The sequence below is a fragment of the Halobacillus salinarum genome (assembly GCF_022919095.1).
GTDB lineage: Bacteria > Bacillota > Bacilli > Bacillales > Halobacillaceae > Halobacillus_B > Halobacillus_B salinarum.
This window is the reverse complement of record NZ_CP095073.1, coordinates 2996543-3015190: the sequence shown is the minus strand read 5'-3', so window position 1 is coordinate 3015190 and position 18648 is coordinate 2996543. Positions and strand designations below refer to the sequence as shown.

Here is an 18648-nt window from a genome sequence, read left to right as displayed (position 1 = left end):
GCAGTGAACAGCTCGCTGGACCTAATGGACCAAATCTAAAGACTCGATCGTTTCATGAATTTGAATCTTTCTTTTTTTTAATTCTTTAAAAATAATGCTCGGCTGAAAGGCGTATTCTGGAATGACGACGCCATTAGCGGCGACTTTTCCAGAAGCTATTTGATCCACGGCAATAGCCATTGGTATTCCTACATTTCTAGTATAGGCTCTCAATCCTTCCCAGCCACTGACAGACCCATCTGAGCTTGGATGAGTATGAGTGAGGGTATGCTTAATTTTTTTGCCGCTGACGCATCCGATTACTTCTACGTGAAGAGCGTAGCCAAATAAGGTGGTAGATTGACCAGCTTTTGAATTCTGTAAATAAAAGCTGATGCAATCCATGATCCCTGCTTTTTTTCCGTTCACCGTAATCTCAGGATTACTAGTTATCCCGTACTGATACAAAGCTTTCATCAAGTTCATGTTCTCCTCTGGCCAGGTTCCCCTTACCTCAATTAATTGAACATCTTTATCTTTAAGAGCTTCCGCAAGGGTGGTGGTTTCTGCGTGCGGGATGATATACTGAACGGTTTGACCATAAGGTTCAGGAAGAAGTACCTCTTTCGGACGTGAAAAAGGGGGACCTGAATAAATTCTCCATCTTCGAATACAACTCTGCTGGATAAAGAAGGATCGTATTCATAAGCAGTCGTTTCAGCAATTGATTTAGAAAATGCTATTGGACGAAAAGAACCGTGACTAACTCGTGCAGATTCTACTGTGTCCAGCTGGCTGGCTGCTTGCATAGCCATCATTTGGGTGACACCTGGTGTCATTCCAAACCCAGCCACAAAAGTTCTCTGTTTACTTTTGAAAGTGGAGTCAAAGGCATATTCTTCACCGAAGCCATTTAAATTGACACCATGGCATCCTGCATCCGCTATACAGTGGGTGGATAAACCATTTAAAGCAATGGTGGTGCCATCCATGACAATGTCATATTCTTGTAATTGTTCTATCGTTTTATCATAGTCTCTAACATTTACGAACTGAGCATCCACTCTACAATCCTTGAGCCATTCGGCCACTTTTTCAGCTTCTTTCAGATGATAATCGCCGATTGTTAGTTTCGTAAAGGTGCTGTAGCTGACTAAATCCAGCGCGGCTTCACGGGCAATTTTTCCTGCTCCGCCAAGGCAGAAAATTTTCATTGAGCTTCCCCCTTTGATCTTGAATGCTTCCAGTACATACTGTCTTCTACAGCTCTTAAAAGCTTATTAATATCGGAAGGGTAAACTTCGCCGATATTGCCGATTCTAAATGTATTTACTTTCGTAACTTTTCCTGGATAGATGACAAAACCTCTTGACTTTAATTTTTCATAGAACTGAGAAAAGGAAAAGTCTGGAGCTTCCGGATAATAAAAAGGCGTAATAATGGGGGATCGCCACCTTTTTTCAAGTAAAGGTGTAAATCCGAGCTTTTCCATCCCTGAGACTAATAGCTCCTGGTTCTGTTGATATCGTTTCTGGCGTTGATTCAATCCTTCTTCTTTTAATTCCTTTAACGCCTGCTGAAATGCCCGGACAGTATGAGTCGGGGAAGTAAACCGCCATTTTCCTTTTTCTGCTTCCATCGTTTCCCATTGATCGTATAAATCTAAAGCTAAGGATCGTGACTGGTCTTTGCATTTTTTCAAACATGACTGTTTCGCGATGACAAAACCAAAACCTGGGACTCCTTGGATGCACTTATTGGCGCTGCTGATCATATAGTCAATGCTCAAATCGCTGATGGAGAACTCGATACCCCCGAAGCTGCTCATCGCATCTACGATCAACGTTTTATTATATTTTTTCACTATATCAGCAATTTCTTCCAACGGATTTTTCATTCCTGTAGTCGTTTCACAATGCACGACTGCTACGTGGGTAATTCTTGAGTCCTGAGCTAAATATTGGTGAAGCAAGTGGAGATCAGGAGGCACGGTGTCACTAAACCGGATAGGTTCGACTTGAAGACCGAGCCGCCTGCTAATGGTAACCATGCGTTCACCATATGCTCCATTCACGATTACGAGCAGTTTCCCCTCCTGAGGCACCACTGTATTGATGACTGATTCGACACTAAAGGTCCCGCTTCCCTGCATCAGTACGCTAGTATATTCTTCTTTGTTTACTGCAGCTAGCTCTAATAATTCTCTTCTTATCGATTGGACAATTGATTTATAATCCTCATCCCACGTACACCAGTCAGTAAGCATTTTTTCACGGACCGAAAGGGAGGTCGTAAGTGGCCCTGGTGTTAGTAGTAGGTAGGGGTTTTCATCATTATGCTTCATTTCTACTTCGTCCTTCCTGTACAACGGTTAAGGCTTTATCAAGGATGGTTAATGCTTCCTCGAGCTGACTTTTAGTTATGATTAATGGGGGACAAAGCTGTATTACATTACCTTTAGAAACCTTAAAACTCAGTCCTCGTTCCAAACATGCATACATCACTTGTTCTGTCTCCTCGACAGCCTTTTCCTTCGTTGTTCGGTCTCGCACGAGTTCTATTGCAATAAGAAGACCGATCTGTCTTACGTCACCGATTAACGGATGATTTTCCATCATTCTCTGTAATCGCTCACTGGCTAATCTGCCCAGCTCCTTGGTATGAATTAATAATTTCTCCTCTTCTATTACATCTAGCACAGCAGAGGAAGCGGAAGCACCTAATGGACTTTTCTCATGGGTGTAGTGTCCGATGGAAGTGTAGGACATGGTGTCTAAAGCTTCATCAATCAGCAAGGCAGCCATAGGAAAAACCCCGCCGCCAAGTCCCTTACCAAGCACAACCATATCTGGGACGATGTCATAATGATTAAACGCAAACCACTTGCCGGTCCTGCCCAGTCCAGTTGCAGTTTCGTCAAAAATGAGTTTCACGTCATACGTGGTGCAGACTTGTCTAAGCTCCTTCATGAAGGGATAGGAAGGAATCTGGACATCGGTATTCCGAATTGGTTCCATGATAAAGGCGCCGATCTCACTTTCCTGCTCTAAAATGTATCCAATGTATTGAATGAGCTGTCGGCCATCAAGGCTCGCTCCTTCCCAGTTTGGACGATACGTTTGGATAGGGGGAACGTGTATAGTTCCGGGAAGGAGCGGGCCTAAATCCCGACGGAAGTGAGCTTCTCCTCCGACGGAAAGAGCGTCCATAGAAGCTCCGTGAAAGGCTTCCCACATCGAAAGAGTCTTGAATTTTCCGGTAGACAGCCGGGCAATCTTTAAAGCCATGCCAATCGCTGAAGTGGCGCCAGGAGCGAATAGTACCTTATTCAGTGGATCTGGAGTACGCTGCGCCAGCTTTTTTGCAAAATCTATAGCTGGCTGATTCGTGTAGCGCCTCGTTGAGAAACTAAGGTTGTCCAGCTGCTGCTTCATTGCTTCAATGATTTTTGGATGCTGAAAGCCTGCCTGATGGACCCCATTTCCGTGAAAATCATAAAGCTGCCTGCCATCTTCAGTGGTAATCTGTGCACCGCGTGCATTTTTGATCACATCAAGACAGGGTGTGGATAAGGACTGGTGGAAAAAATATGTGGAATCCTCGTTGAGGAGTTCCTTTGTTTTGTTATTTAAACGATCCGTCCAGCGGGTTCTTAATCTCGATTGGTTAACGTCCCCTTCGCCAAGCAGTAGATTATGCATAGGAAGTTTCATTCTCCTTTAGTCGTTGATTGATCTGCTTTATACATAGAGGGAGTTCACTGATCTCCTCAATTACGTAATTGGCTCCTGATTGCAGCAATACTTCTTCTGTCAGATTCTTTTTCGTTGTCCATTCCACGTCAGTCAGAGCGGCGACTTCTTCTTTAGTAAGGCCGAGTGTACTGCTTCCTTTAATCACTCCAATCGTCCACATCCCGGCGTTAATGCCTTCCTTCATGTCACTGACCGTGTCCCCAACTTTCACCATGTGTGCCATAGGGAAGAGGTTCAACCTCATCGCATTTACATAGCACATCCATGGAAAAGGACGTCCGGCAGGAACATCTGTAGACGAAACGATCGTATCGGGACAATACCCTTGTTCTGCAGCAGCATGTGCTACAATATCTATCATATCTGCCGTATAGCCAGTAGTGGATCCGACTGCTATTCCTTCTTTATTAAGATGATCGATCGTTTCAAGAACACCTGGAAGAGGGGTGGCGTATTGATCCAATATCCGAAGAAGCATCGGCTCAAAATCTTCATAAATTGCAAGTACGTCTCTCTCAGTGGGATTTTCCCCGTATAAGGAGTGCCATTCGGAAGCCACGCGCTCCATCTGGCAGATCGCTCTTATATGATCTATTTTTAGCAAACCCATGGGTTCTCTAGCCTCTTGATCGGTGATTACTATCCCTCGTTTATTAAATACTTCCTTAAATACTTGAACAGGAGCAAGGCATCCATAATCCACCGTCGTTCCTGCCCAGTCAAAGATAACTCCTACTATTTTTGATTCCATAAATTTTTCATCCTTTCTCTACGTGTTTCCACGCATTCGACTTTTTAGCAAATTGTTTTGTTGCCATTCCATAAACCACCCGAACCACGATGTTCGTTATGACAATGAGAATGGCCATCGCAGCAGCGGGAGCAATGTCCCCTGCATCATCCATATTCACAATGGCGATGGAAGCTAACTTCCATTCAGGTGAATAGAGAAAGACGACTGCGCTAATTGTAGTCATGGAGTTGACGAACAAGTACATGGCTATTTCTAAAATCGCCGGCATCGATAGCGGCACTGTAATCTTTGCGAATGTCCTATAAAAAGGAACATTCATAGCTTCCGATACAGCTTCATATTGGCGATCTTGTTTCTTTAATGAAGTCGTTGCCGTAATGAATGAGACTGAATAGAAGTGGATGATATTCGCTAATACGAGAATGGCCAATGATCCGTACAGCCATTGGAATGGGTTCGCAATCTCAAGTCCTGTAAATGGAACAGCTAAGACTTGTTTGTTAAAAAAGAAAATAAACGCGAGTCCTATGACCAGTCCTGGCAGCGCAATCGGAAAAATCGACAGAAAATAAGAAAGTCTGCGCAGCAGCGGAGCAAAACGGGATTTTTCAATGAGATAGGCTCCGGAAAATACCATGACAGTGCCAAGTACAGCGGTGAAGAAAGAGACAAGCAGACTGTTCCAATACGGCCTTAGTCCATCACCAGCAACACTGTTAAATCCAAAATGGTTAAAGGTGAGTGAAAAATCATAAGGCCAGACTTTGACAAATGCGGCCGCAGTAATGGTTCCGAATAAAAGGAGAAGACCAGCCGCTATAATTGAACAATAAATGGTAAACCACTGATCCCGTTTTTTGTTAGTTGGAATTCTGTAAGGAATCGACAGTCCGCTCTCCTGGTTTTTTTTCCTTTGAAGTACTTGGTCAATGAAAAAAGCAATCACTGCTGGAATGGTTAATATAATCCCAACTGTTGCGCCCATGGAAAAATTCTGCTGTCCGATCACTTGTTTATATACATCAGTGGCAAGAACATTGTATTGCCCACCAATAACTTTAGGGGCACCAAAGTCGGTAAAACTTAACGTGAAACAGACAAATAATGCGCTGACTAGTCCGTATTTAGTACTAGGAAGAGTTACCGTAAAGAATTGTCTCAGCTTACCAGCCCCCATTGAATCTGCTGCTTCATATAAACGTTGATCTGCTGCGGAAAGGGCAACTTTTAATATGAGAAACGCTTGCGGAAAGGTGAAAATAACCTCTGAAATCACGATTCCTTTGAATCCGTAAATCTCAAATCCGTTAGCCTGCATCCATTTAAAGGCACCGAAGAAGCCGGTTGTTATTAGTCCATTGTTGCCAAAAAGATAGAGCAGGGCAATTCCGTACATCATCGTTGGTGCAAACAAAGGGAGTAAGCCGATATAAGTAAAAAAGGACTTTCCTTTTACCTTTGTTCTTTCAATTCCATAAGCAAATAAAAATGCTGCGACTACTGAAATTCCCATGGTTAAGGTTGAAATCATGATCGTGTGTACAGCTGAGATAAATAGGCTTGGAGAAGTAAAGTAGTCAGCAAAATTTAAAAGACCTGCGAATTCTCCTTGCTTATTTTGCAAAGCTCTTATTAATAGTTCACTAAATGGGAGTACGATGGCTATTAATAATCCTGACAACATTAGGATTATTAATAGCCGTTGAATAAACTGGTCTTTACCCTCTTTCTGAGAGATAACAGGGTTCCAATGAAACATGGTCTTAATCGCGGTTCTCATTACAAGGGTACTCCTAACTATGGACCGGTGGTTGGCTACCGGGCACTGCCTCGAAATAGATTAATTTTGATTTGGGAAGTTCTGCGTAAAGAACTTCTCCGATATCTAAAGGGTGGGCTTTAAAAGCTTCTGCTGTAACATCTGCCCATAAGGATCCACTTTCCTTAGTTTGTTTAAGCAGGACTCGATAACTTCCTCCTCTAAATTCCACATGCTCCACAGATACAGGAAAAGCGGAAGGAGAAGAGGTAAACAGGAGCTTCACGTGTTCAGGTCGAATGGAAGCATGTCTGTTTTGGCTGGCTCCGAAGGTTTTCCCGACAAAATTCATTGTTCCGATAAAATCTGCTACAAAAGGGGTTTCAGGATGGTCATAAATATCCTGGGGCAGACCTGATTGCTCAAGCGCTCCATTATTCATTACTACAATTCTGTCTGCCATTGATAAAGCCTCTTCCTGGTCATGAGTAACCATAATGGTCGTAATTCCTAACCGTTTTTGCAGCTGTTTAATTTCGTTACGCAATTGGACGCGTACTTTAGCATCAAGTGCCGAAAGTGGTTCATCAAGCAGTAAGAAATCTGGAGACATAGCGATTGCACGTGCAAGGGCGATCCGCTGCTGCTGCCCTCCGGATAGTTGGGAAGGGTACTGCTTTGCAATATGGCCAAGATTTACCAGCTCCAGCGTTTGATGAACTTTTTCGTGTTTTTCCTTTCGAGTGATCTTTTTAGTCTGTAATCCGTAAGCCACATTTTCTTCAGCTGTAAGATTAGGAAAAAGAGCGTAGGATTGAAAAACAATGCCGAAATTCCGTCTTGCTGGGGGGTGGTTTGTAATATCCTTAAGATTTAAATAGACGCTTCCGTTATTTGGCTGTTCCAGACCGGCAATGATTCTGAGGAGTGTCGTTTTTCCGCACCCGCTCGGACCTAACAAACAAACAAATTCCCCTTGTTCTATGGAGAAGGAAAACTTTTTTAAAACATGTGTTCGGCCAAAGAATTTTTCAATTTCGTTGATCTTTAAGTGTTCCATTGTTGATCTCTCCTTTATGAGCAGAAGGAAGAGGGGGGAAGGGTCTCCCCATACCTGCTGTTATTCCTTTGGTTCACTTTTGCCCTCATACTTTTTGGACCATTTATCAAGTATCTCTTCACGATGTTTAGCTGCCCATTCAAAGTCATTATCGATTAACTGGGCAGCAGTGTCGTCAGGAAAACCTTCAGGTACGGGTTTGTCCGTAGGAACAGAAGTAATTGCAAAATTCTTGCTGTATTCTTTCATTGCTTCATCTGAAATGGCCCAGTCTAAAAACTTTTTGGCACTGTCTTTTATATTTTCTTTTTTCACAAGAGCATTTGCTTCTAAATCCCAACCAGATCCTTCTTTAGGGAAGATCGTTTTGATTGGTTCGCCTTTATCGGCTTGAGTAATTCCACGGTAACCAAAGGAAATCCCAATGGGGTATTCACCTTGTCCGGCAAGTTTCGCAGGTTTCGAACCTGAATGAGTGTACAATCCGATATTATGGTGAAGCTTATCCATGTAATTCCATGCCTTGTCTTCTCCCATCAATTGAAGAAAAGCGGATACAGTTAAAAAACCAGTACCCGATGAGGCGGGGTTAGGCATTACAATGGCATCCTTATATTGAGGGTCCAAAAGGTCCTCGTACGATTTCGGCATATCAAGCCCCTGCTTTTTTAATTCCACCGTATTCACCGTAATTCCAGTCATCCACGCATCAATTCCCACCCAGTGAGGCTTTTCTCTATCATCCTTGTATGCTTTTTCTACCCGATCAGCATCTTTTGGAGCATATCCTTGCAGCATACCTTGCTGGTCGGCTACGAGAAGGCTTGTAGCTGCCAATCCCCAAACGACATCTGCTTTTGGGTTATCCTTTTCTGCAAGCAGCTTTGCCGTTATGACCCCGGTAGAGTCACGTACAATGTTAACCTTAATATCAGGATATTTTTCTTTAAAGGAACTTAAGTATGGGTCAAGCATGTCATCTTCCAAGGCGGTATAAACCGTGATTTCATCTTTAGATTGGGCGTTACCTCCGGAGCAAGCTGCCAAAAAAATCAACAAAAGCGACATAAAAATCAACATCCATTTTTTCATTGGTAATATCCTCCTTTAATTCTTCGAAATGGTTTTAAAACATTATAATTACAATGATTCCACGGATTTATTATCGAATCCCTCCTCTTTTCTTCTGCACTTAAACTATAAATCTCATTTGTAAATCTCATATTAAACCCACGTTAATTGTGTGTTTTTTTATGGTTTTATGTGTTTTGTTGTTGTTTTAAGTCCGTCAACAATTGCTGTTGATTCATGGGAAGACAAAAGGCTTTTAATGCTTTTAAACAATCCGGGTAGTTGTCTAATTCCGTTATTCTCATAAACGAAATACTGCAGTTATTAATATGATGTAGGAAGAGTATTAAATGAGGTGGAGAAATGCTGTTCTTAATTCTTTATTTAGGAGCGGGAATTGTTATTGGTTTTCTTCAAAAAGAACCGGATAGCACCAATCCAGAAGAGGAAGTTATCTATATTCTAAGAACCCTGTTAATCATTATGGCCTGGCCATTATGGATGATCTATTGGAGCAAATCGCGTCCTAATCATTAATAACAGATAGAAAAATTCGTAAAAAACCGTTGGTTCATTTCAAGAACCAACGGTTTTTTTCATTCAACTGCATGCCCAGGCTCTCTATAGCCTTGATTTGTATAGGGGGAAGTTCAAGTGAGTATTTGAATGTCCTTAAAAGGTTTAAATATCTATAATCAGGGTTCATAGTCGTTAGCTGTGAAACGGTTACAAATTCATACCCTTCTTTTTTCAAGCGAGGAAGGATCTTTTTTAGTGCATTGACCGTCTGCATGCGATTGCCCCCATAATCATGAAACAAAATGATATCGCCATTTCTTACATTGTTCACTACATTTCGTACAATCGTACTGGTTCCTGGCTGTTTCCAATCCAAGGTGTCCTGGTGCCATGACCAAAGTACAACAGTAAACCCGGCTTCATTTGCCGTATAGATAATGGATTCGTTATATGCGCCGCCGGGTGGCCTGAAAAGCTTAGGAGTATATCCTGTTAGTCCATGAATAATCGCATTGGTATGAAGTATTTCATCGGTAAGAGCTTTTTTGCTCATCGTTCTAATGTTTGGGTGAGAGTAAGTATGGTTAGCAACTTCATGTCCAGCTTTTACCTGACGTTTAATAATTTGTGGGGAACTTTCAGCTCGTTCTCCTACAACAAAGAAGGTTGCTTTTGCCTGGTATTTCTTCAAGACGTCCAACACGAGTGGGGTATAAGTCTCACTCGGGCCGTCATCAAAGGTGAGGGCTACTATTTTTTTATTGGTGGGAATATCCCATATAGCGCGGCCTTGCTTTTCAAAGAAAAAACGGTCCGCCTTGGCATCAGCATAGCTTGTCCCAAAAACCGCTTGAACCAGCAAAATGCTCAATATTATGGATATACAGCTTTTCCTCATGGCCGGCGCCTCCTTTTTCTTCTTATTTTTAACAAAATAATCTTTTTTATTGATGAGAATTATTAACATGAATGTATGCAAAGGAGGAATAAAATAAACACGGGGGATAAAATGGTATCTGCTTGCTTTTGGAAGTGTATTTCACCGGATGCCTGGCTGCAAACGGTAGGAGGTTTAAGTGGAGCATTCTTGGGAACATTACTCGCCGGGTTAGTTTCCTTATTTTTATATAAGAGAGAATTAAAGGAACAAAAAATTGAGAAATTCAGTGGTTTTAAACGAAATTACATCGTATATTTTCGTTCAAATCTTTGCCACTTACTTCAACTAATGGAAGATAGAGGGATGGAAACGGAGGGGAACGAGCTTCCCGTTTATGTCCTGCAAATTGTGAAAGAGAAAAACAATGAGATAAAAAGGTTTTATCTTAGAGAACTTGAACCTGAAACTCCGATTCTTTTGTATAAGAACTTTGAACTGATTTATGAGCAGTTGATCAATATTACGAACGCCTGTCAGTTATTGTTGCTGCAGAAGGAACAGGAAGAAGTACCAGCGGTGTTTAACGTTAAAGAGATTTTAAGGGAATCCCTGACAGTAATCAGGGAAACTCTTGAGGAAATCGACAAAGAAGTTCAGGAGGAGCTTGAATGAAAAATAACCAGGGGGACAGCTGCCTGTCGAAGAAGACTCTCCTCCATCTAGCTAGGTGAAGGAGAGTCTTTTTCTGTCTTTAAAGAAACCAAAGAGTGAGGTCCCTTCCACTCCTGCGGAAGATCGAGTGAGCCGGGATCGCCGATCGTGGGTTTCTAGAGGAAGCTCGGGTGCTTGTCCCCGGAAAGGGAAGGAGTCATCCCTTCTGGCGGTAAGAAAAAAAGCTTGAAGAAAAACACAAGGTTTCTCTTCAAGCTGAAAAAATAACCAGGGGAATCCTGGTTATTTTTTTCATTTCTTTTTTAGTATGCCGTGTTTCTGCATCTAATTTTAATAATAGAAAGATGCACCGACAATGATCAAAAGAATGAACAATACGACGATTAGAGCGAATCCGCCGCCGTAGCCACATCCGCCGCAGCCGCCGCCGTAGCCGAAACCGCCAAAGCCACCATAAAAGCCCATGATTCCACCACCTTTATCGTTTATATAACAGAATATGTTGAGCGTCCAAGGTACGGAAGGGCGTCTATCCACAACAGCTTTCCATACGTAATGAAAAAAATAAAAAAGAAAAAAACTCCTTATACCGGTCTTTCAATTTATCCTTGCTAAGCAGTGAACAGGCAAGCTCATGAAGGATAAAAAAAGAGGATAAAGAAAGATAAAAAAGAAAAAAAGAAGCTCGTGTTGCAGGTGGTAAAAGCAACAATGACGCGAATGAAAACGCTTTATTAAATAACCGAATAATCAAAGTGTTCAGAAAACTTTCTAAAAACCTGTTGACCAACTCGAGAATACGGTTTAAAGTAGTCCTCAATCAACTACACCGAAACCCGGTGAGCTGGTTCATGTGAAATGACCATTGGGACCCTGGAAAAAAGTAAGAGTGCATGCTTACATCAGGGTCCACACTATCACTTTAACTCTTTAGTCATTTTAACCATTACTATATAAAAGAAAGGAGTGCTGAGAATGAGCAGCCAATGGATTTATTTAAGTGGCGAATATGTCAATAAAAATGAAGCCGTCGTGTCTGTATATGATCATGGTTTCTTATATGGAGACGGGGTGTTTGAAGGCATTCGCGTCTACGAAGGCAACATATTCAAGCTTGAAGAACATTTAAACCGGCTTTATGATTCTGCAAAATCTATCATGCTCAATATCCCATATGAAAAGGAGGAGCTGGAAGAGATTATTGCAGAAACAGTCCGTAAGAATCAATTGGAAACAGCTTATATTCGTGTTGTTGTTTCCAGAGGCTCAGGTAATTTAGGACTTGATCCTACAAGCTGCGCTAATCCAAGAGTGGTTGTCATCGCTGAAGCACTCGCTTTATTTCCTAAAGAACTTTATGAAAGAGGGGTACGGCTTGCTTCTGTCTCAAGCCGCCGGAACCGGCCGGATGTTCTGCCGCCTCAAGTGAAATCATTAAATTATTTAAATAATATTTTAGTAAAAATGGAAGCAAATCAAGCTGGAGTGGATGAGGCTTTGATGCTGAATGACCAGGGATATGTCACGGAAGGATCGGCTGATAATATATTTATTGTTAAAAACGGTACGATCTTTACACCTCCTACTTATTTAGGAGCTTTAGAAGGAATAACACGAAATGCCATCATCGACCTGGCCAAGGAAAAAGGATATGACGTAAAAGAGCAGCCGTTTACCCGTCATGATGTGTATGTAGCAGATGAAGTGTTCTTAACCGGTACAGCTGCTGAAGTCATAGCGGTTGTTGAAGTAGACCAAAGACAGGTAGGAGACGGAAAACCAGGAGCTGTAACAAGCCATTTATTGTCTGAATTTAGAAAAATCACCACTACCGATGGTGTGAAAGTATATTCCACTGAAGATAAGGTACAGGTAAGCTGAATTTTTAAACGACAACTTTATTTGAAAACTCGTTGACAGGAATAAAGGAATAAGATATAGCGTTCCCAGAGAGCCGGGGTTGCTGGAAGCCCGGAAGCGCTGCTTATTCTGACATCATCCTTGAGTGTCACTGCTGAACGGTAACCAGTAGGCGTGACCAGGTGTTCACAGCACCTGTTATCAAAAGGAAACAGGAGTAATCCGGTTTCCATGAGGTGAAGCGGACGCTTCACGAACGAGGGTGGTACCGTGAAAACCATAGACCTTTTCACCCCTCTCTTTCCTTTTACGCAAGTATGCGCACCAAGGGGAGTGGAGGATGAAAAGGTCTTTTTTATATTCTCAATACTAGGAGGGATTTAAAAATGAAGGTAGAGACAAAGCCGATGGAACAAACCACTACAAGGACTGGAGCAGATTTACTTGTAGAAGCTTTAGTAGATCAGGGAGTAGAGACCTTATTTGGTTACCCGGGAGGAGCGGTATTACCTATCTACGATGCTTTATACCGTGCAAAAGGGAGCTTTGAACATATCCTGCCACGGCATGAGCAAGGAGCTGTCCATGCGGCTGAAGGTTATGCAAGAGTCTCAGGTCGTGCCGGCGTTGTAATTGGAACTTCGGGTCCCGGGGCTACCAACCTGATTACAGGAATAGCGGATGCCATGATGGACTCCATTCCACTGGTTATCTTTACAGGGCAGGTAGCAAAAGGGGTAATTGGTACGGATGCTTTTCAGGAGTCAGATGTAATGGGAATTACGACCCCGATTACGAAACACAATTATCAAGTTCAGCATATTGAAGAATTGCCAAGAATAGTAAAAGAAGCCTTTCATATTGCAACTACCGGCCGACCAGGACCTGTCGTTGTGGATATTCCGAAAGATATATGCGCAACGGTAACGGAAGAAAAAGTGGAATCAAAGTTTCACTTGCCTGGTTATCAACCTACGGTAAAACCGAATCCGCTTCAAATCAACAAATTGTATGAAGCTCTAAAAACAGCGAAGAAACCTGTAGTTCTAGCAGGGGCTGGAGTTATTCATTCCGGCGGTTCTGAAGAGCTGAAGGAATTCGTTAGAAATTATCAGCTTCCTGTTGCCAACACCCTTCTTGGCTTAGGAAGCTACCCTGGAAGTGATGATCTTTCTCTTGGCATGGCAGGGATGCACGGGACTTATGCTGCGAATATGGCACTGTATGAATGTGATCTGCTTATTAATATCGGCGCAAGGTTTGATGACCGGTTGACCGGCAATCTTAAACATTTTGCACCGCAAGCAAAAGTAGCCCATATCGATATCGACCCAGCAGAGATTGGCAAGAATGTTCCCACTCACCTTCCAATTGTGTCCGATGCAAAAGCTGCTCTCAAATCCTTAAACCAAAAGCAAATCGAGCCGCTGGATCATCAGGAGTGGATGGAACAGCAGGAAAAGAACAAAAGGGATTTCCCACTGTGGCATGATGAATCAGGCGATGGTGTGGTTCCTCAATGGCTGATGAAAAAAGTTTATGACTATACAAAAGGGAATGCCATTGTGACCACTGATGTTGGCCAGCATCAAATGTGGGCTGCGCAGTATTACCATTTCGAACGTCCGAATCGCTGGGTTACTTCTGGTGGCCTAGGGACGATGGGCTTTGGTTTCCCAGCTGCGATCGGTGCCCAATTGGGAGATATGGATTCGACAGTCGTTGCCGTTGTAGGCGATGGCGGTTTTCAAATGACCCTTCAAGAGTTATCCGTGCTTCAAGAAAGAAAGCTCCCAGTCAAAGTGCTGATTGTTAATAACCAGGCGCTTGGAATGGTCCGTCAGTGGCAGGAAAAATTTTATGAACAGCGCTATTCCGAATCCATCATTGATGTACAGCCGGATTTTGTAAAGCTAGCTGAAAGCTATCAAATCCCAGGGTATAAATTGGAAACACCAGAAGAAGTTGAAGAGCATCTTCCTAAAATTCTTAAAGATTCACATCCTGCGTTAATTGATTGCAGGGTGCTCCAAAAAGAAAATGTTTATCCGATGATTGCCCCAGGAAAAGGGCTGCACGAAATGATTGGGGTGAAACCATGAAACGAATCGTAACCGCGATGGTCCATAATCGCAGTGGAGTCTTAAACAGAGTCACTGGTTTGTTAGCGAAGCGTCAATTTAACATTGAGAGCATTTCTGTTGGCCGTACTGAAAAAGAAGGGGTCTCTAAAATGACCTTTGTCGTAGAAGTCGAAGATGAGAGAAAACTCGAGCAGCTGACAAAGCAGCTGAATAAACAAATCGATGTCCTGAAAGTATCTGATATTACAGATAAGGCCATTGTGGCAAGGGAGCTGGCGATGATCAAAGTCATCAGCGGCCCGCAAGTTCGAAGTGAGATTCAGGGCATTATTGAACCTTTCCGAGCTACTGTGATTGACGTCAGCAAGGAAAGCATGACCGTTCAAGTCACAGGGGCTTCCGACAAAGTGGATGCCATTATTGAATTGCTCAGACCATACGGCATCAAGGAATTAGCAAGAACAGGTTTGACAGCTTTTACCCGCGGCCAGCAGCCGCAAATGACAGAGATAAAATCTTACTCTTTACTAAAATAACAATTTCGAAAGGATGATGAACAATGGCTAAAGTATTTTATCACAATGACATTCAAGAAGAGGTTCTCCAAAATAAGAAGGTAGCTGTAGTCGGTTATGGATCCCAAGGCCATGCCCACGCACAAAATCTAAAGGAAAGCGGATTTGACGTAGTCGTTGGCTTGAGAAAAGGAAAGTCCTGGAATAAAGCTGAAGAAGACGGTATGGAAGTGAAAGAGGTAGCTGAGGCTGTAGCTGCTTCAGACGTTGTAATGGTTCTTCTGCCAGATGAACATCAACCTGCTGTATTTGAAGAACATATTAAGCCAAATTTAAAAGCTGGAGCTGCCCTGGCTTTTGCTCATGGGTTTAATGTTCACTTTAAACAAGTTGTACCTCCGTCAGACGTGGACGTATTTTTAGTAGCTCCTAAGGGACCTGGACATCTTGTACGAAGGACTTTCGAAGATGGTGCCGGAGTACCGTCATTAATCGGCGTCGAGCAAGACGTCACAGGGGAAGCAAAAAATATTGCTTTAGCCTATGCAAAAGGAATTGGTTCAGGACGCGCTGGAGTTCTAGAAACGAGCTTCCAGGAAGAAACAGAAACGGATCTATTTGGTGAGCAGGCAGTCCTTTGCGGAGGTCTTTCCAGCCTTGTAAAAGCTGGGTTTGAAACCTTGACCGAAGCGGGTTATCAGCCTGAAGTTGCTTACTTTGAGTGCATGCATGAGTTAAAACTAATCGTTGACCTGATGTATGAAGGAGGACTGGAATACATGCGTTATTCCATCTCTGACACTGCTCAATGGGGTGACTTCGTATCTGGACCACGAGTCATTGACGAAGATACAAAAGCACGCATGAAAGATGTTCTTTCTGATATCCAAACAGGGAAATTTGCTAAAGGATGGATCCTTGAAAACAAAGTAAACCGTCCAGAATTTAATGCCATTAATGACATGGAAAATAAACATCAGATCGAAAAGGTGGGTAGAGAGCTGCGAGAATTAATGCCATTCGTTAAGAAACCTCAATCTAAAGAAAAGGATGTGGTTACACATGGCTCACGTTAAAGTTTTCGACACCACCCTGCGAGATGGAGAACAGTCAGCAGGTGTCAATTTGAACCGTCTGGAAAAAATCGAAATTGCTAAACAATTGGAACGCCTTGGTGTAGACATCATGGAAGCAGGTTTTCCTGCTTCCTCCCAAGGAGACTTCGAAGCCGTTAAAGAAATTGCTGATACCGTTAGAGGATGTTCGGTTACTGGTTTAGCCAGAGCAAATAAAAAAGATATCGATATGGCCTGGGAGGCTTTAAAAGGCGGGGCAGAGCCGAGACTTCACATCTTTTTGGCCACTTCTCCCGTCCACATGACTCATAAACTAAAGAAGACTCCTGAAGAAGTGGTGGAAACCGCAGTTGAAGCTGTTTCCTACGCCAAGGAAAAGTTTCCCTATGTACAGTGGTCAGCCGAAGATGCCTGCCGCACAGATTTAGATTTTCTTGTTCATATTGTTGAAAAGGTCATTGATGCAGGTGCGACGGTTATTAATCTGCCGGATACGGTTGGTTATACGACACCGGATGAATATGGAAAATTGTTTGACTATGTGAAGAATAATGTTCCGAATATTCATAAAGCTGCGTTGTCTGCTCACTGTCACGATGATTTGGGAATGGCTGTCAGCAATTCACTTGCGGCCATCGAACACGGAGCCACACAGATTGAAGGAACGATCAATGGCATTGGGGAACGTGCAGGAAATGCTGCTCTTGAAGAAATCGCAGTGGCTTTGCAGATTCGCCAGGACCGATTTGACTTCCAAACCAACCTGGTCCTGAAGGAAATTAAGCGGACGAGTGATTTGGTCAGTAAGCTGACAGGTATGATGGTTCCTGGAAACAAGGCAGTTGTAGGTAGAAACGCGTTTGCTCATGAATCAGGGATTCACCAGGATGGAGTTCTTAAGGAATCGACGACCTATGAAATCATTACACCAGCCATGGTAGGCATTGACTCCAACCGAATGGTGCTTGGGAAACACTCTGGCAGACATGCGTTTAAGCAAAAAGCGGAATCGTTCGGTTTTGAACTGACGGAAGAAAAGTTAAAAGAAGCCTTTACTTCATTTAAAAATCTGACGGGCAAGAAAAAAGAAGTTACGGATGATGATGTATTTGCTATTTTAACAGATACCCAAACCGCATATGAAGATCAGCCTAAATATGAACTTAAAGCCTTCCAAGTTCAATATGGAAGCATTAATAAACCAACAGCTACTATTCTTCTTACCCGTCCTGACGGCGAAGAAGTGGAACGCGCGAATACGGGAGAAGGTAGCGTAGAAGCTATCTACAATACACTGGACGATCTCATTGATGAAGATGTCCATTTGCAGGACTATCAGCTGAATTCTATCGGAAGAGGAAGAGACGCACTTGCTGAAGTGCATGTCCAGCTTACTGTTAATGGAAGAAAAACGGCTGGGAGAGGCTCTGCTCAAGATGTGCTCGAAGCTTCAGCACAAGCTTTTCTTAATGCTGTAAACCGTACTTTAATCAATTACCAGACATCTGCCGTACAGCAAGCTTAATCAAAAAGGAGGAGACCTAAATGAAGAAGCATATCGTTATGCTGCCTGGTGATGGGATCGGGCAAGAAGTTACAAAAGCAGCAAAAAAAGTACTGGAAGCTGTTGCTGAGCGTTACCATCATACGTTTACATTTGAGTCACACGAAATAGGAGGGGCAGCCATAGACAGCCAGGGTACCCCGCTGCCGGAAGATACAGTGGCGGCATGCAAAAAAGCAGATGCCATTCTTTTAGGAGCGGTGGGTGGCCCGCAATGGGACCACCTGCCTGGTCATATGCGTCCAGAAAAAGGTCTCTTAGGCATCCGTAAAAAAATGGAGCTGTTCGCAAACCTTAGACCGATTAAAGGATTTAAGCAGCTGCTCCATGCCTCACCATTAAAAGAAGAAGTCGTTTCAGGCAGTGATTTGTTAATTGTAAGAGAATTGACCGGAGGGTTGTATTTTGGAGAGCCGAGCGAACGACGCAACGGTGGGAAAGAAGTGGTTGACACCCTTGCTTACTCACACAGTGAAATCGTTCGGATTGTTGATCAAGCTTTCCAAAGTGCCCGTGTGAGACGCAAGCACCTCACTTCTGTAGATAAAGCAAATGTTCTAGAATCGAGCCGAATGTGGCGTGAAGTTGTGGAAGAAAAGAGCAAAGAATATCCAGACGTCACAGTTGAGCATATGTTAGTCGATGCTGCTGCGATGAAGCTGATCACAAGCCCTTCTTCCTTTGACGTCATTGTGACAGAAAACATGTTCGGTGACATTCTCAGCGATGAAGCTTCCGTTTTGACTGGCTCCTTGGGTATGCTGCCATCAGCAAGTATCAGAAGTGACGGAGTAGGGCTGTATGAACCGGTTCACGGGTCAGCGCCGGATATTGCGGGGCAGAATAAAGCCAATCCGCTCGCGGCTATCCTCTCCGCTGCCATGATGCTTAAGTATTCTTTTCAATTAGAAGAAGAAGCCGAACAAGTGGAAAACGCAGTAAAAGAGGTACTGGATGCCCGTTTCCACACGGCTGACCTAGCTGTACACGATGGAGTGGAAGTAAGCGGAAGTGAAATGGCGGCAAAAGTGATTGAACAGATCAGTTCTAACGATACTACGGAAAACATTATGAGGTGTTATGCCTAATCTGGAAAAGGA

At 43.1% G+C, this 18648-nt stretch carries 16 protein-coding genes and 1 pseudogene; 8 read left to right on the top strand and 9 right to left on the bottom strand.

What is annotated here, in order from left to right; all coding sequences use genetic code 11:
- Positions 1-21 precede the first annotated feature (21 nt).
- From MUN89_RS15465 to MUN89_RS15435, 7 genes and pseudogenes are all read right to left on the bottom strand, one after another.
- A pseudogene (locus tag MUN89_RS15465) lies at positions 22-1193 on the bottom strand (saccharopine dehydrogenase family protein).
- The gene (locus MUN89_RS15460; protein WP_244708667.1) at positions 1190-2323 is read right to left on the bottom strand and encodes a 2-aminoethylphosphonate--pyruvate transaminase; all 1134 of its coding nucleotides are present in this window, start codon (positions 2321-2323) and stop codon (positions 1190-1192) included. The pseudogene MUN89_RS15465 and the gene MUN89_RS15460 overlap by 4 nt, the downstream one beginning before the upstream one ends.
- Entirely contained in the window at positions 2313-3692 is a 1380-nt protein-coding gene (pbfA, locus tag MUN89_RS15455) for a (R)-1-hydroxy-2-aminoethylphosphonate ammonia-lyase (RefSeq protein ID WP_244708666.1), read from the bottom strand. The genes MUN89_RS15460 and pbfA overlap by 11 nt, the downstream gene beginning before the upstream one ends.
- Positions 3673-4485: a phosphonoacetaldehyde hydrolase gene (phnX, locus tag MUN89_RS15450; RefSeq protein WP_244708665.1), complete on the bottom strand. Its 813-nt coding sequence runs from the start codon at positions 4483-4485 to the stop codon at positions 3673-3675. Before phnX ends, pbfA begins: the two co-directional genes overlap by 20 nt.
- A 7-nt stretch (positions 4486-4492) precedes the next feature.
- A complete protein-coding gene (locus MUN89_RS15445) occupies positions 4493-6268 on the bottom strand; it encodes a putative 2-aminoethylphosphonate ABC transporter permease subunit (RefSeq protein WP_244708664.1) in 1776 nt (591 codons plus the stop codon).
- Positions 6269-6281: 13 nt separating this feature from the next.
- Positions 6282-7307: an ATP-binding cassette domain-containing protein gene (locus MUN89_RS15440; protein WP_244708663.1), complete on the bottom strand. Its 1026-nt coding sequence runs from the start codon at positions 7305-7307 to the stop codon at positions 6282-6284.
- Between the two features lie 60 nt (positions 7308-7367).
- Entirely contained in the window at positions 7368-8399 is a 1032-nt protein-coding gene (locus tag MUN89_RS15435) for a putative 2-aminoethylphosphonate ABC transporter substrate-binding protein (protein ID WP_244708662.1), read from the bottom strand.
- Positions 8400-8741: 342 nt separating this feature from the next.
- Here MUN89_RS15435 and MUN89_RS15430 point away from each other — a divergent pair, with 342 nt between their 5' ends.
- The gene (locus tag MUN89_RS15430; protein WP_244708661.1) at positions 8742-8915 is read left to right on the top strand and encodes a hypothetical protein; all 174 of its coding nucleotides are present in this window, start codon (positions 8742-8744) and stop codon (positions 8913-8915) included.
- 34 nt (positions 8916-8949) lie between these two features.
- On the opposite strand, the gene MUN89_RS15425 is transcribed toward MUN89_RS15430, so the two are convergent.
- Positions 8950-9795 carry a polysaccharide deacetylase family protein gene (locus MUN89_RS15425; RefSeq protein ID WP_244708660.1) on the bottom strand — a complete coding sequence of 282 codons (846 nt, stop codon included), beginning with the start codon at positions 9793-9795 and terminating at the stop codon, positions 8950-8952.
- A 111-nt stretch (positions 9796-9906) separates the two neighbouring features.
- On the opposite strand from MUN89_RS15425, the gene MUN89_RS15420 reads away from it, so the two are divergent.
- Positions 9907-10449, top strand: a complete 543-nt coding sequence (locus MUN89_RS15420) for a hypothetical protein (protein WP_244708659.1) — start codon at positions 9907-9909, stop codon at positions 10447-10449.
- 330 nt (positions 10450-10779) lie between these two features.
- On the opposite strand, the gene MUN89_RS15415 is transcribed toward MUN89_RS15420, so the two are convergent.
- The gene (locus MUN89_RS15415; RefSeq protein ID WP_244713857.1) at positions 10780-10914 is read right to left on the bottom strand and encodes a YjcZ family sporulation protein; all 135 of its coding nucleotides are present in this window, start codon (positions 10912-10914) and stop codon (positions 10780-10782) included.
- A gap of 510 nt (positions 10915-11424) precedes the next feature.
- On the opposite strand from MUN89_RS15415, the gene ilvE reads away from it, so the two are divergent.
- The 6 genes from ilvE (at position 11425) to leuB (ending at position 18636) form a co-directional block, all read left to right on the top strand.
- Positions 11425-12330, top strand: a complete 906-nt coding sequence (ilvE, locus tag MUN89_RS15410; RefSeq protein ID WP_244708658.1) for a branched-chain-amino-acid transaminase — start codon at positions 11425-11427, stop codon at positions 12328-12330.
- A 365-nt stretch (positions 12331-12695) separates the two neighbouring features.
- A complete protein-coding gene (gene ilvB, locus MUN89_RS15405; RefSeq protein WP_244708657.1) occupies positions 12696-14411 on the top strand; it encodes an acetolactate synthase large subunit in 1716 nt (571 codons plus the stop codon).
- Complete coding sequence (gene ilvN / locus MUN89_RS15400; protein WP_244708656.1) at positions 14408-14929, top strand: acetolactate synthase small subunit; 522 nt, start codon at positions 14408-14410, stop codon at positions 14927-14929. Before ilvB ends, ilvN begins: the two co-directional genes overlap by 4 nt.
- Positions 14930-14952: 23 nt before the next feature.
- Positions 14953-15984, top strand: coding sequence for a ketol-acid reductoisomerase (gene ilvC, locus MUN89_RS15395; protein WP_244708655.1), 1032 nt, complete (start codon positions 14953-14955; stop codon positions 15982-15984).
- Entirely contained in the window at positions 15971-17509 is a 1539-nt protein-coding gene (locus MUN89_RS15390; protein WP_244708654.1) for a 2-isopropylmalate synthase, read from the top strand. The genes ilvC and MUN89_RS15390 overlap by 14 nt, the downstream gene beginning before the upstream one ends.
- Positions 17510-17529: 20 nt before the next feature.
- On the top strand, positions 17530-18636 hold the full coding sequence (leuB, locus tag MUN89_RS15385) for a 3-isopropylmalate dehydrogenase (RefSeq protein WP_244708653.1): 1107 nt from the start codon (positions 17530-17532) through the stop codon (positions 18634-18636).
- The last annotated feature ends 12 nt before the right edge of the window (positions 18637-18648 follow it).